We start from the raw sequence: 14,279 nt of genomic DNA, 5'->3' as shown, positions 1-14,279 counted from the left end.
TCCTCCTGCAATATTAGTCAATTATTCCATTTTTCAATTACTTGTTCTCAAGTGCTTCTTTTGCAACCCGGAGTATTTCTTTGAAAGTGTATTCATCAGGTGTAACGTTCACTTCAACATCATATTCCTTCAATGTATTGGCCGTAGGAATACCAATCGCAGCCACAAGTGAATCGGCAAGCACTTGCCTGATCTGTTCGCCTGCTCCCATTGATCCTGCCTGGTCGAAGAAACTTCGTACCATCATGGAGCTTGTAAATGCAAAGACATCGATCTCCTTGTTGAGGCTTCTGGTAATAAGCTCCTCCTGCAATGGTCCTTTTGGCATGGTCAGGGTATAGACCTTTGTCTCAAGAACATTCGCACCACATTCCCGAAGTCCTGATATCAGCAGTGGTGAACCGTAAGCGCTCCTTGCAGTATCTATGTTCTTACCCTTAACATCGGGGCAGAGGAACTCAACAAGTCCTTCAGAGCTATAAACACCGGGCATTCCCATTACATCGATACCAAGCTTTTCCAGTTGCTTGCGAGTGGTTGGTCCGATAGCTATCACTTTGGTGCTGTTGAGCGCTTCGATGAATTCATCACGCCTTTCCTCAGCGATCTTCTCCAGAGTGAAATCAATGCCATTAGCACTTGTAAATATAACGTAATCGGACCTGCCGGAGAATACGTTCTCTGTGAAAGTGTCGAAGTACTTGTCCTTCATAGCCTCAAGCTCGATCATTGGAATTGCCACGACCTCGAAACCAAAGGATTCCGCAAGTTTTCGGGAACCTTCCATATATCCCAGAGGTCTCATGATTGCAATTACAGGCTTACGATCAGTTGGATCCATATGAACATCTCTTAATTATTAGATATCAATTATCAATTATCAGTATACCATCGTCAATATACCATCAACTGGCAATTAACGAACTTTCAGATCTGGCATCCCAGTATCTCATGAAGTTTGACAACATCACCGACAATAGTAAGAGCCGGAGCTTTTACATTATGGTCCTTCGCGATCTGTGCGATGGACTCAACTGTGCCGATGGTCACACGCTGGTCAGGACGTGTTCCCCTTTCCACCATTGCAACAGGGGTCTTTGGATCCTTTCCGAATTTCATGAGCTCGTTCATGTTGCGTTCAAGCATCTTGACTCCCATGAAGATAACGATCGTGCCACCAAAAGCTGCAAGTGTTTCCCAGTCAAGAGCTGTTTCTTCCTTGGTAGGGTCCTCATGTCCGGTGATGAAGGTCACCATAGAAGCATAGTCCCTGTGTGTTACCGGAATACCTGCATAAGCAGTAGCTGCAAGTGCGGATGTGATGCCGGGCACTATTTCGAACTCAATACCTGCCTCGACAAGCTCTTCAGCTTCTTCCCCACCGCGACCGAACATATACGGATCTCCGCCTTTAAGACGGACTACCATCTTGCCTTCCTTTGCCTTCTCAACGATCACATCGTTGATCTCGCTCTGCGTAAGTGTGTGATCACCTGCATGCTTACCGGCATCTACTTTCTCAGCTGCCTCCGGCATGGAATCCAGGATCTGCTTTCCCGGAAGCTGATCATACACTATGACATCAGCTGTATCCATAAGCCTGCGAGCCTTCACGGTCATCAGTTCAGGGTCACCGGGACCTGAGCCTACAAGATATACTTTTCCGTATTTTTGAGCCATATTACCAGATATCCTCAATTTCTATTTTTCTGATGGTAAGAACCTGATATAATAAATAGATTGATATGCGGTTCTTCCGGGATTGCAAAGAGATACTCAGAACAAAAGCTCTTTGGCTCTTGAAAATAACACAATGTGTAGAAAAATACCTATCGAAAAGAAAGAAGAGGTTACCCAATAAAAATTGAGTGAAAAAATCAGCTCTTGCCGAGAATATATAGAAGCATTTCCTTGTTAAGTTTCCCTTCACGTGAAAGCTTCTCAGCAATATCATCATCTGCAATTCCTTCAGATTTCATGTCCTTTATCTTCTCAATGATCGCAGGTGAGATGCTGTAGTACTCATTGATGTCCTTCCTGTGTCCCCACACATCGCCTTCAACGAGCTTTATCTTCTGCATGTCCAGGAACATTTCTATGGATTTAGAAACAGTTCGGCGGTATGATGTAGGTATCTGGATAACTTCTACATTCTTGCATCTTTTTATGAGATTGAAGATATCCTCATTTGATGGCCTGAATGCAAGATGGATTACTTTTTCGCCGGTGTCAAGATTTTGAATTTCGTCTCTTTTGCTTACGACTCTAATTTTCATAGGAACCCCTCATTATATATAAACAGTTCAACATAACTTATCAAATTAATTATTAACCAGTGACCTATTAAATAATTAACGACTGAAAGGTTCTTTAGGAACCGATCAATCATTGAGGCGAAGTTTCACAGAATCAGCATGTGCCTGAAGTCCTTCTTTTTCAGCAAGAGAAATGATCGTATCCCCGATCGAGCTTAAGCCTTCCTTTGTTATCTTTTGTATGGTAGAGTACTTCAGGAAGTGGTGGATGTTCAGACCTGAGTATATCTTAGGATAGCCGGCTGTTGGAAGTACGTGGTTCGTACCTGATGCATAATCACCTGCTGCTACAGGAGCATAATTCCCTACAAAGATGGAACCTGCATTCTCTATCCTCTCAAGCACAGAATCTTCATCGTTGACCATGATCTCAAGGTGCTCAGGTGCAAAACCATTGGAGATATCTATACACTCATCCATGGTATCGGTCACAATAATAGCCGCATTCTCAAGGGAAGAATCCACGATCTCTTTACGGACAGCTGCAGCTGCCTGCTTTTTGATTTCATCGTTCGTCTGCTCTGCAAGCTCAGAAGATGTTGTCACAAGCACTGAAACAGACTTTGGATCATGCTCTGCCTGTGCAAGAATATCGGATGCGATCATACCAGCATCAGCAGAATCATCGGCAATGATAAGCACTTCACTTGGACCTGCCGGGAAATCGATCTCGGCTTTATCCCGTACCATCATCTTGGCAACAGTCACAAAGACATTTCCAGGTCCTACGATCTTGTCAACGCTCAATACCGTTTCTGTCCCATAGGCCATCGCTGCAATTGCCTGGACCCCGCCAACCTTGTAGATATGATCTGCGCCTGCAACTTTACCTGCCACAAGTGTAAGCGGGTTGATCTTGCCATCCGGACCCGGTGGTGTGCACATTACAACGCTCTTAACCCCTGCCACCTTTGCAGGAATTATTGTCATCAGTGCAGTGGAAGGATAGGAAGCCCTACCTCCAGGCACATAAGCACCAACCGATGCAAGAGGATTGGCCATCTGACCAAGCTTGATGCCGGGAGAAGGTTCGATGAACCATGTCTTCTGCGGAAGTTGTGCTGCATGGAAGTTCCTGATGTTCTCTGCTGCGATCTTAAGATGCCTGAGAAGTTCAGCATCAACAAGTTCCATTGCTTCTTCTATCTCTTCAGAGGTCACTTCTATATCCTGAATGTCTGCCCTGTCGAACTTCTTCGTGTACTCACGCAGGCCATCGTCACCTTTTTCCTGCACATCCCTGAGTATTGATGAAACGGTCTCTGAAACGTCCATCAGCTCTCCTGTACGGTTAAGAAGCTTATCCATCTCTTCTTCGGTGACATCCGATAGGTGTTTATACAGCATGTGATCATCTCGTTATTAAGGTTAGAAAGGACAGGACTGCATCACAGATCGCAGGTTTGTCCGCATCAAATTATTTTAACATTACTGGAAATCACTGAATGTTTTCTGGTCTTTGTCCAGTAATGTATCTAGAGTATTTGAATATATAGGTGTGCTCTTATCCACCTGTTTCTTGACACGAACACCGATGTTCGAAAGGATATTTGCAGCCACGTTCGGACCAACAAGCTTCGATAATATTGAATAATCGGCCTTTTTAAGTTCTGCCAGGGACACGAATCCGGCTTTGTAGAGCTTACGTGCACGCACACGTCCAACACCCCGGATACCAACAAGCTCCATGAGCTCCGGGCTGGCACCGTAATGTATCCGTTTCTCAAGTCCGCGTGCATAGGAAGAATATTTCACCCCGACAAGTTCCGCCAGTTTCGTGGTCGCATGCATGAGCCACTCTGCCGTGTCCGCAAGAGCATGAATGTCACCTTCTCCAACATTGAAGTGCTGCGTGATCTCGTCTGCAGAGATCTCACTTATCCATTCGTCCAGCAGCATTGCAGTCTTTACTTCTCCAAGGAACCATTCATAATCAGTCTGTTTGAACTGATTCGGAATCTCGATGAAATCATCACTATGCGACATCACAAAATCATTTATCTTTACATAATCACCGCTGCGCATGTACAGCTGCCTCATATCAGGCGTACTGCATATCAAATGAAGAAGCGTAAGATCAGTAACATTGGTCGCCTTTTTCAGCCCATCCACGATCTTTGCCCCTGACATCGGATCGATATACAACATAGAGACAAGCTTCCCGAGCTGGGTTGAACTCAAGGAAGTCGATTCCGGAGTTTCATTCTTCACGATCATGTCATTGTCAGTCAGAAATTCGATACAATCGTCGATGACATCCTCAAGGCTCCAGGTATCCTGCTGGAACGCAAAGAACGTCGCACCCATAAATTCCATCAGCTCTGCCCGATCAGATGCAAAACCGTTCACAATGGTAGAAAGAACGTGTGTCCTCAAAGCATTTTCAGTACCAAGTTTCGACCAGATATCTTCCGCATCAGCTTCCACATAGTTCTCCAACAATTGTTCAAATTCAGCATATTCCTTAGCAAGCAGCACAGATTCCCCATAAGGATCTAGATGAGGACGCCCCGCCCTTCCTGCCATCTGCTTATATTCAAGCACAGGTATCGGTTGCATCCCGAAATTTGAATCGAACCTGCGGTAGTTCCTGATGATGACCCTCCTTGCAGGAAGGTTGAGACCGGCTGCCAGCGTCGGGGTGCTGGAGATTACCTTGATAAGGTTCTGCCTGAACCCGTCTTCCACTGTCTTCCTGTGAGACGAGTTCAATCCTGCATGATGGAAAGCCACGCCGTTCCTTATGCAATTCGCAAGCACCTTTGCAGTATCTGTCTCACCAGTGGATTCCACCTCATCAGCCATCTGCGCCAGTTTCCCGCGAACATCAGGATCAAGTAATTTCCCGACCTTTTTCGATGCAGTTTTCGCAAAACCCGTACAATTTCGGCGACTGCTCTCAAAAACAAGGCATTGCCCACCTTCATTGAGCGTATCAAGCACAAGATTTGTGGCATTGTCCTTATCCCGGCGTTCTATCTTCTTCTGCTTTCCTAAGAAATTGATAGCTTCACCAAAGAAAATACCCTCATGCAGATCAGTGGGCCTCCATTCGCTCAGGACAAGTTCTGCATCAAGCCAATCTGCCATCTCACGGGCATTGCCAACAGTGGCAGACAGTGCGATTATCTGGCAATCGGGATTCAGACGCATAAGTTTAGTGATCGTGACCTCAAGGGTCGGACCCCTGTTCTTTGAATCCAGCAAGTGAACCTCATCCACAACAATGGTGTTGACCTCTTCCATCCAGGAAGTACCATTGCGGAGAAGAGAATCGGTCTTTTCCGATGTTGCCACAATAATATCATTCGCACCAAGCCATTCATCCCTAGAATCAAAATCACCTGTGGATATGCCAACCTTGATACCAAAAGGTGCAAGTTCCCTGAAACGATCGAACTTCTCAGAAGCGAGCGCCCGAAGCGGAACTATGTATAGTGCTTTTCCACCATTACGAATAGCCTTCAGCATTGCAAGTTCTGCCAGAAGTGTCTTTCCTGAAGCTGTGGGTATCGCAGCAAGAAGGTTCTTTCTTTCAAGTAGGCCCCTATCGACAGCTTCAGCCTGTGGAGGATACAGCTCCTTTATACCGGAATCTTCATAGAAACGAATGATATCTTCGGGAATGTCAAGCTCTCTTATCAGCATGGGAATTTCACATCACTTTACAGCGATTGCTTCAGTATCGTATAAGTAATTTCTTAAAACCGGCAAAGGACCCTCTGCTACAAAAGGTTAAATAATCCGGGATTTTACACTATTTGATGTATGTCGAAGAGATCATTTTCCGCCTTAAGAAATTGTATCCGAAAGGCGATTTCCACATTAACCGGGACCCTTATTATCTTCTTATTTCCACAGTATTGTCCCAGCGTACCCGCGATGAAGTAACGATCCCGACAACCCAGAAGCTCTTTTCTGTTTTCGACACTCCTCAGAAAATGGCAAATGCGGATGTGGATGAGATACAGGAACTAATAAGGGATGTTGGATTCTATAGGGTCAAGTCACAGCGCTTGATCGAAATATCCCGTACGCTTATTGATGAATACGACGGGATCGTTCCTGATGATATCGACAAGCTCATTAAGCTTCCGGGGGTTGGCAGAAAAACAGCAAATTGCGTACTGACCTATGCTTTTGACAAAGATGCCATTGCTGTGGATACTCATGTACATCGCATCTCCAACAGGATGGGGGTTGTTAAGACCGCTACTCCTGAAGAAACAGAGATCGAGCTTGAAAAAGTGACCGAGAAGGAAATGTGGAAAGATATCAACGGCCTGATGGTACTGTTCGGCAAGAGTATCTGTCGTCCCGTATCACCAAAATGTGACAAATGCATAATGAATGACATTTGTCCGAAGTTGATCTGAAGATAATGAATTTGCTTCAGTAGGAACAATCCTTATTCAAATGTAACAGGTTCATCGTCTATCAAAAGCTGTTTTAGTACGGATGAACATCCCGGACCAACTGAAACAACAACGGATGTATTTTCCATCTGCCTCTGGATCGGAATACCTTTTCCTTCAGGTACAAAGTAACTTTCAATGCCCCAACTAACGGTCACCGTATCATCATAGCTACCTGTGACCGTTCCTTTCATGCAGACCTCCTCATCATTGACATCATGTTTTGTATGGCTTACCGAATCTATCGACCAATATTTCTCTTTTTCAGAAAGGGTTGCATATATTGGCTCACCTATCAGAAAATCGTCATCATAAGAAGTTTTGTCCAGGTCTATTGTTGAGATCTCATATCTCAGAGTAACATAATCTCCCCGGAATACATCTCTCGGATCCACAGGTTCGGTCTTTAGTAAAATATCCTTGCCCAGGCTTAATGTGACCATTTTTGGCATGAATATCAATGTGATGATGATCAGTGAATAGACCATAAGCAAAAGAAATCTTTTTGAATTCATACGATATGACCTCCCCGAATCTCGTTTATGATCGAACGTCTCTTGTTTTCCAGATACCAGCCAAGTGTTATCAGGATCAGACCTCCGGCAATGAAAGCAAGAGATCTTGGCAAAAGCTCGTAAAGTGTCGTAAAGTACAGATGTAGCACACCCAACACAAAAAAGAGCATCCCTATATTGACAAACGGTACTGTAGATTTATAGTATCCGATCAGGATGCTGCCAATGGATAGTACAAAGAATGTCAGGTTGAACAATATGAATAATATTGTAGCTATTTGTGGATCAATTCGCGTGTAGGTATAGCCATACTCTGTTACCGATGTTGTAAATGAATCTATGAAAAAGGTTAGCAACCATGCGCCTACCCAACCTGAAAATGCCAGTAAAAGTACGATAAGTTCGTATTTTGTATTTTTGACCTTTCTGTACATTGAAAAGTTCGATACCAAAAAGAGAACTGACGTTACCGTGAACAACAGGAAGAATAACTGGACCTGCCAGCTTATTGGGATAAATCGGGTTAAGCTCTCCCTGTAGGGTGTTTCTAAACTGAAGTAGAAGTATGAGATAAGGATGAAGAACAGACCAAAGCCCTGATGAACAAGCCGGAAATGGGCATATTTTTCAAATTTCAGATGTAGTTGCCCAAGACCATAGAGATTGATACCAAACAGCAGGTAGAGCATGAATATTTCGAAACTGCTATGTATCAAGTATCTGCTCTGCGATATGTAGAACATTGTCCAGAGAGCAAATGTGATTATATTCAATGACAGGATGCTTGAAGACCTGAAAGCGTAACCGAAAGGAAGTATAGCCAGGAACCACACCAGTAGAAGCCAATGAGCATTTGCGTTCACGTTGAATATCTGGGCAGTCAGGAATATTGTTGCACCAACGAACAACGAAGCAAGGAAAAGCAATGCTTCACCCATTACAGGGTGTGTTCTCCTGTTAAATTTTAATTCCCAGCCAACAAAGTAGGTCCCATACGTTGTACCAAGCAGAAGCACCATTTTTGCAATATTAGGAATCCTTTGCCAGTTCGATGCAACAAATAGTATTGCCCCGATACCGATCAGGAAGGCACCCAATATTGAAACCACTGTGACAAGCTGTGAAGTATCCTTCTTCGGACTTACCTTTTCAATTCCGGAAGGTGCCTCAGCCAGCCCATATCTTGATAGGATCAGCTTTGCCTGATGATCGTCAACTATCCCTTCCCGACTCCAGTCATCGACCTCTTCTTGAAGCCAGGCTTTATGCTCATTTTCCCCCATTGCAATACTATCAAAGAATTTATGAATACTTAACGTTTTGTTATGATGTCAGAGGAATGAATGAAAACGAACCAAAATAAAGCAATTACAGAAATAACAAAGAAATATGAAAATTCTGACGTTAACAAAATTAACAAAGTAATCAAAATAAAAAAGAAAGTAAAGGAACACGGATGTTAAGCCGCTTTCCCGGATCAGTCGTTGCTGAGTTCACCACTGAAGTACTTGTCGTAAGAGTACATGTCGAAGTGACCGTGTCCGCTAAGGCAGAATAGAATGGTCTTCTCTTCCCCGGTCTGCTTACACTTAAGAGCTTCATCGATAGCGCATTTGATAGCGTGGTTGGACTCTGGTGCAGGTGGAATACCTTCACTACGGGCGAACATAACGCCTGCTTCGAATACTTCTACCTGATGATAGGTGGTAGCTTCCATAAGTTTATCTGCGGTCAACTGGCTGATTATCGGTGAGCAGCCATGGTATCTCAGACCGCCTGCATGGATGGCAGGTGGCATGAACTCGTATCCGAGTGAATACATCTTAAGGAGTGGGGTCAGTTTTGCCATGTCACCATAGTCATACTGGAACTTGCCGTCACAAAGTGTCGGACATGCAGAAGGCTCGACAGCGATGATGCGTGGATCATGAGTTCCCTCGATCTTATCCCTCATGTATGGAAGGCTGATACCTGCAAGGTTACTTCCGCCACCACAGCAACCGATAACAATGTCAGGATATTCCTCGACCTTATCGAACTGCTTCTGGGCTTCAAGACCTATAACTGTCTGATGTAACATGACGTGGTTGAGCACACTGCCAAGAGCATATTTGGTATTATCATGCTTCACAGCATCCTCTACAGCTTCCCCGATCGCGATACCAAGACTGCCTGTTGTGTCCGGATATTTATCAAGCATGTGACGTCCGAACTCAGTATCAGGACTTGGTGAAGGTACTACCTGTGCACCCCAGAGATTGATCAGGGATTTACGGTATGGTTTCTGCTCGAAGCTGGAGCGTACCATATAGACCTTACATTCGATATCAAAATAATTACAGCTAAGTGAAAGTGCACTGCCCCACTGACCAGCTCCGGTCTCGGTGGTTATCCTCTCTGTGCCTTCTTTCATATTATAGTAAGCCTGTGCCACAGAAGTATTTGGTTTGTGACTGCCTGCAGGACTGACTCCTTCATATTTGTAGTAGATCTTTGCAGGAGTGTCAAGCATTTGTTCAAGCCTGTGTGCACGGTACAGAGGAGCAGGCCTCCAGAGCTTGTAGATCTCGAGAACCTCATTTGGAATGTCAATATATCTCTCACTGCTCATTTCCTGTTTGATGAGCTCCATCGGGAAAAGAGGAGCAAGGTCCTCTGGTGCCAGTGGCTCATTATTTACAGGATTAAGTGGAGGAGCCAATGGAGTGGGCATATCCGGAAGGATATTATACCATTTTTTTGGCATCTCGTTTTCATCAAGTAGGATCTTAGTCTGTTCCATAGATATTCCTCATATAATGCACAAATAAGTACTATGATGTAGATTAAATTATGATATATAGTTGTTGTGTTCTAAAATGATCACAGATTCCAAAAGCCGCCTGCCTGATATCTAAAAAACCTCAAGAGAGATAGCACTAAAGGCATTAGCAGAAACAGTAAGAAAAAGTAAATTGTTTACCTGAAGTAATCTACCTGAAACCGCATCATGATATTGTTGGCATGATTCATGGTTGAATATGTGGTTGAATATGTGGTTGGATATTATGGTTTACATCCAAGAGAAACCCGTTCTTCAGGAGAAAGTGACAGATAAAAATCAATTATCTGAAAATCATTGAATTCATTTTCATGCAATGAATCAAAGAACCTGTCAAGAGTGTGAATGGTCTTTTTATCCATTGGTTCCGTCGAAGCAAGTTTTTGCGCCTCTCCTTCCAGACCGATCTTGCTCAGGCTTGAGGTTATGCGTTCGATTGCCTCGTTGTCATGTTTGATAAAATCCTGTCTGATCCTGTCAAGGTCGCCATATCCGGGATAGATGCTGAAACCTGAACCATTGGAATCACTAAGTTCCAGTTCCCTGCAGTCCTTTGCAGTTATATCAGAATAAAGATTATTATACCTACGGGTCAGATCATTATGCTTTTCAAGATACCAGGCCCAAAAACCATTGGTGTTGTTGTGGTCAGTCATTTCTTGATAGACTTCTAACTGCCTGGACTTCGCATTTTCAACGATCCATTCCTTGCGCCATTTATTAAACTCCCCTTTAGAGCCGGAGTCTAACCTGGCAACATGATCCCCTGTAAGACTGTTCGAATTAATCATTCAATACCACCTATGTAACCACATGTCCAGAATCCTCTATGAAGACCTCACAGACAAGTGCAATTAAACCTTGAATGATAACAACCAAACCGCTGACGGTCTGTTTCATCCCTCTCTTGTGAACCCATACCAGAGATATGGCTTCCTTAAAAACATTAGCAGTTTCATATTTAAACTTATCTGCACTCAAGTTAATAGTAATCATCATCATAATGGGCACGGGGAGCTTTTTAACCAATTTACAAAAAAATAGAAAATTGATAAATAAGTTGCTTGATACTGATTTATCGAATATGAACATATAAATATCATCAAATACTATAATCAGCGACCAATAACAGGAATAAGTTGAACATATTTTTACCGGACCACGAAAAAGTTATTCATTCTGAGATCATCTAACATTAATCATCTGACATCATACAACAGGGGAATATCATGGCATCAAACACCGAACCCACATTTAACGAAGAGGAATTGATTGAGAAGGTCGTATCAGGAGAGATCCCTCTAAGGAAGATCGATGCATACACGGATAAAGACACTGCGATCAGGTTGAGGAAATGTGCGATCGAGAAGATGGAAGGTGTCCAATTCGAACATATTCAGAACTATACAATTGATGCCGAATCAGTTACAAAGCGCAATATCGAAAATATGATAGGTGCTATACAGATCCCACTTGGAATTGCAGGCGCCATCAAAGTGAACGGCGAATATGCTAACGATGAGTTCATGCTTCCACTTGCCACGACCGAAGGAGCACTTGTTGCAAGTACCAACCGCGGATGTTCTGCCATTACAGCGTCCGGCGGTGCCAATGTCAGGATATTCCAGGACCAGATGACACGTGCACCTGTTTTCAAGATGGATAATGTTGCACATGCAAGAAAATTCGTAGACTGGGTAAGGAAGCCTGAGACCTTTGAACAGATGAAGGAAAAGGCCGGCGGAACAACACGCTTCGGTGAACTTCTCAGCGTTGACCCATTTGTTACAGGAAACACCGTTTTCTTAAGGTTCGCCTATGACACAAAGGATGCAATGGGAATGAACATGGTCACCATTGCCACCGATGCAATACTCAATCTTATCTCCGATGAGTTCGGAGCTTATCCAATATCTCTTTCAGGGAACATGTGTACTGACAAGAAACCTGCAGCCATCAATAATATACTTGGCAGAGGAAAAACAGTTGCAGCGGATGTAACAATTCCAAAAGAACTTGTCAAGAAGAAACTGAAGACCACTCCAGAGATGATGGAAGAAGTAAACTACAGGAAGAACCTCCTTGGTTCTGCAAGAGCAGGAGCACTTGGGTTCAATGCACATGCAGCCAACATCGTGGCAGCACTATATATTGCATGCGGACAGGATGCAGCTCACGTTGTGGAAGGCAGTACCGCCATCACAACAATGGAAGTGAATGAATATGGAGACCTTTATTGTGCAGTTACCATGCCATCGGTGCAGGTGGGTACAGTGGGAGGGGGAACAAGTATCGGCACCCAGAGAGATTGTCTGAACCTGCTGGGAGTTGCAGGTGCCGGCAAGGTTCCGGGTGAGAACTCAAAGAAACTGGCAGAAATAGTAGCAGCAGCAGTCCTTGCAGGTGAGATATCACTGATAGGAGCACAGGCTGCCGGACATCTGGCAAGAGCTCATGCCGAGCTCGGCCGGTAATCTTTTTAATTTTAATTAAGAAATAATTTAATTAAATCTAATATCGTTTGAGATTAATTCCTTTGGGCAAGGTAGATACTCTCGATACGCTCAAGGGTCTCGGCTTCTTCAGGGGATTTATCTTCCCTGACATTCACAAGCCTTGGGAACCTTAATGCATATCCGGATTCATAATTAGTGCTTTTCTGGATCTCCTCGAAAGCTACCTCGAACACTACCTCGGGTTTTAGCTCGATCTCCCTTCCGGATTCAACAACGATCTGATCGGACAGAAGCTCTGTAAGTTCTGCAAGTTGTTCATCTGAAAAACCGGTAGCTACCTTTCCTATTGGAAGGAAAGTGCCTGCATCCGGATCAAAACATGCCAGTGCATAGGAACCAATAAGGTTTGCACGCCTTCCATAACCCCATTCCGCACCAATGACCACAAGGTCGAGGGTTTCCATGAGAGGCTTCTTCTTTAACCAGTTCTTGCCTCTTTTGCCGGGTGAATATGGTGCATTCGGATTCTTGAGCATGACACCTTCATGACCTGCGGCCAGTGCTTCAGAGTATATCTCGTTCACTTTTTCTGGATCATCGGTAAGTACCTGAATATCAACTTTGATGCGAGAGGTGTTCTCCACACAATCAACCAAAACGGTTCTCCTGTCAGTAAGTGGTGTGTCTATCAAAACTTCACCATTAAGATAGAGAATATCAAAAAGATTCAATATAAGTGGAATTTCGCGCACCGTAGTCTCAACATCATACTTCCTTCTGAAACGCTTGAGTATATCCTGGAATGCACGAGGATCTCCATGCTCATCAACAGCAACGGCCTCACCCTCAATAATTGCAGAATCTGCCTTTACGTTCTCTTTCACGGCTTCAACGATATCGGGAAGGGAACCTGTTACGTTCTCAAGGCGTCTTGAGAAGATATTGATGTTATCCCCATCCTTGTGTATCTGCACCCTGGCACCATCGAACTTCCACTCGACAGCCACAACACCAAGATCATTAATAGCAGTTTCAATACTTGGCGTGACCTGTGCCAGCATCATCTTAATCGGGCGGTTCAGTTCCATACCAAGCTTTGAAACAGCCTCCAAGCCACCTTCTTTTGCAGCAATTGCCACAAGGCCGAGATCATTGGTCAGCATAAAACTACGTTCAATATCCCCCACAGGCACCTCGAATGCTTTGGAAATAGCATCCCTTACGATACCTTCACCAACACCAATTCGAAGATCTTCGATAGCCAGTCGGGCAAGATAACGGGCTTCCTCCGGCGTTGCTGAATTAAAAAGATACTGCAGGTTCTTTATCTTGGTTGTCTGTGAACCTTTGCCGGTAGTACTTGATATGTTGTTGAACCTCTCAAATACTTCCATAATAGAAAGAGATGGAGTATCATCCATAAAGGAAGAGAATGTTGCCTGGTTCCTGGTTTCCTTTTTCAATGCTGCAATTGCAGTCTCTCCGATATCACCTGTATTTCGTACGAGGTTCTCTATCTCTTTCTGCGAGAGACCTGACGATCTGGAAAGAGCTGTGTAAAGAAGACTCGGACCAACTCCAAGCTGTTCGGTGCTCCATGCAGGGAAAACATCGCCCATAATAAAATGGGCAACAACCGGAAGTTCTTCACTGGAAACTGAATGTAACATCTCAGAGACGATGTCCGTCATATCCAGTGAGCCTGCAGTATGTTCTATTTTTTTACATACGTCAGCGAATTCTTTGAAATCGGTCAT

The 14,279-nt window shown here is 44.0% G+C and carries 13 protein-coding genes; 2 read left to right on the top strand and 11 right to left on the bottom strand.

Features of this window, described 5'->3' with window-relative positions:
• Positions 1–37: 37 nt before the first annotated feature.
• The 5 genes from E7X56_RS04145 to E7X56_RS04125 all read right to left on the bottom strand — a co-directional run bounded on the left by E7X56_RS04145 (position 38) and on the right by E7X56_RS04125 (position 5,963).
• On the bottom strand, positions 38–841 hold the full coding sequence (locus E7X56_RS04145; protein WP_135605130.1) for a uroporphyrinogen-III synthase: 804 nt from the start codon (positions 839–841) through the stop codon (positions 38–40).
• A gap of 86 nt (positions 842–927) precedes the next feature.
• Positions 928–1,680: a uroporphyrinogen-III C-methyltransferase gene (gene cobA / locus E7X56_RS04140; protein WP_135605128.1), complete on the bottom strand. Its 753-nt coding sequence runs from the start codon at positions 1,678–1,680 to the stop codon at positions 928–930.
• Positions 1,681–1,877: 197 nt separating this feature from the next.
• Positions 1,878–2,276, bottom strand: coding sequence for a DUF1699 family protein (locus E7X56_RS04135; RefSeq protein ID WP_135605126.1), 399 nt, complete (start codon positions 2,274–2,276; stop codon positions 1,878–1,880).
• Positions 2,277–2,381: 105 nt separating this feature from the next.
• Positions 2,382–3,662 carry a histidinol dehydrogenase gene (gene hisD, locus E7X56_RS04130; RefSeq protein WP_135605124.1) on the bottom strand — a complete coding sequence of 427 codons (1,281 nt, stop codon included), beginning with the start codon at positions 3,660–3,662 and terminating at the stop codon, positions 2,382–2,384.
• 81 nt (positions 3,663–3,743) lie between these two features.
• Positions 3,744–5,963: an ATP-dependent DNA helicase gene (locus E7X56_RS04125; protein WP_135605122.1), complete on the bottom strand. Its 2,220-nt coding sequence runs from the start codon at positions 5,961–5,963 to the stop codon at positions 3,744–3,746.
• 116 nt (positions 5,964–6,079) lie between these two features.
• On the opposite strand from E7X56_RS04125, the gene nth reads away from it, so the two are divergent.
• Positions 6,080–6,691: an endonuclease III gene (gene nth / locus E7X56_RS04120; protein WP_135605120.1), complete on the top strand. Its 612-nt coding sequence runs from the start codon at positions 6,080–6,082 to the stop codon at positions 6,689–6,691.
• A gap of 32 nt (positions 6,692–6,723) precedes the next feature.
• On the opposite strand, the gene E7X56_RS04115 is transcribed toward nth, so the two are convergent.
• The 5 genes from E7X56_RS04115 to E7X56_RS04095 form a co-directional block, all read right to left on the bottom strand.
• Positions 6,724–7,245, bottom strand: coding sequence for a GDYXXLXY domain-containing protein (locus tag E7X56_RS04115; protein WP_135605118.1), 522 nt, complete (start codon positions 7,243–7,245; stop codon positions 6,724–6,726).
• Complete coding sequence (locus tag E7X56_RS04110) at positions 7,242–8,528, bottom strand: DUF2157 domain-containing protein (RefSeq protein WP_135605116.1); 1,287 nt, start codon at positions 8,526–8,528, stop codon at positions 7,242–7,244. The genes E7X56_RS04115 and E7X56_RS04110 overlap by 4 nt, the downstream gene beginning before the upstream one ends.
• A 194-nt stretch (positions 8,529–8,722) precedes the next feature.
• The gene (locus tag E7X56_RS04105) at positions 8,723–10,027 is read right to left on the bottom strand and encodes a TrpB-like pyridoxal phosphate-dependent enzyme (protein ID WP_135605114.1); all 1,305 of its coding nucleotides are present in this window, start codon (positions 10,025–10,027) and stop codon (positions 8,723–8,725) included.
• 263 nt (positions 10,028–10,290) lie between these two features.
• On the bottom strand, positions 10,291–10,857 hold the full coding sequence (locus E7X56_RS04100; RefSeq protein ID WP_135605112.1) for a hypothetical protein: 567 nt from the start codon (positions 10,855–10,857) through the stop codon (positions 10,291–10,293).
• Positions 10,858–10,867: 10 nt separating this feature from the next.
• Complete coding sequence (locus E7X56_RS04095; protein WP_135605110.1) at positions 10,868–11,095, bottom strand: hypothetical protein; 228 nt, start codon at positions 11,093–11,095, stop codon at positions 10,868–10,870.
• Between the two features lie 200 nt (positions 11,096–11,295).
• Between E7X56_RS04095 and hmgA the strand changes: the two genes are divergently transcribed.
• Positions 11,296–12,540 carry a hydroxymethylglutaryl-CoA reductase (NADPH) gene (gene hmgA, locus E7X56_RS04090; RefSeq protein WP_135605108.1) on the top strand — a complete coding sequence of 415 codons (1,245 nt, stop codon included), beginning with the start codon at positions 11,296–11,298 and terminating at the stop codon, positions 12,538–12,540.
• 53 nt (positions 12,541–12,593) lie between these two features.
• Here hmgA and E7X56_RS04085 read toward each other — a convergent pair whose 3' ends face one another.
• Positions 12,594–14,279 (bottom strand): ATP-dependent DNA ligase, encoded by a 1,686-nt coding sequence (locus tag E7X56_RS04085; protein ID WP_135605106.1) that lies wholly within the window; start codon positions 14,277–14,279, stop codon positions 12,594–12,596.

Source organism: Methanococcoides sp. NM1 (genome assembly GCF_900774285.1).
GTDB classification, from domain to species: Archaea; Halobacteriota; Methanosarcinia; order Methanosarcinales; family Methanosarcinaceae; genus Methanococcoides; species Methanococcoides vulcani.
The sequence above is the reverse complement of the archived record's forward strand: the minus strand, read 5'-3'. Positions and strand labels throughout refer to the sequence as shown.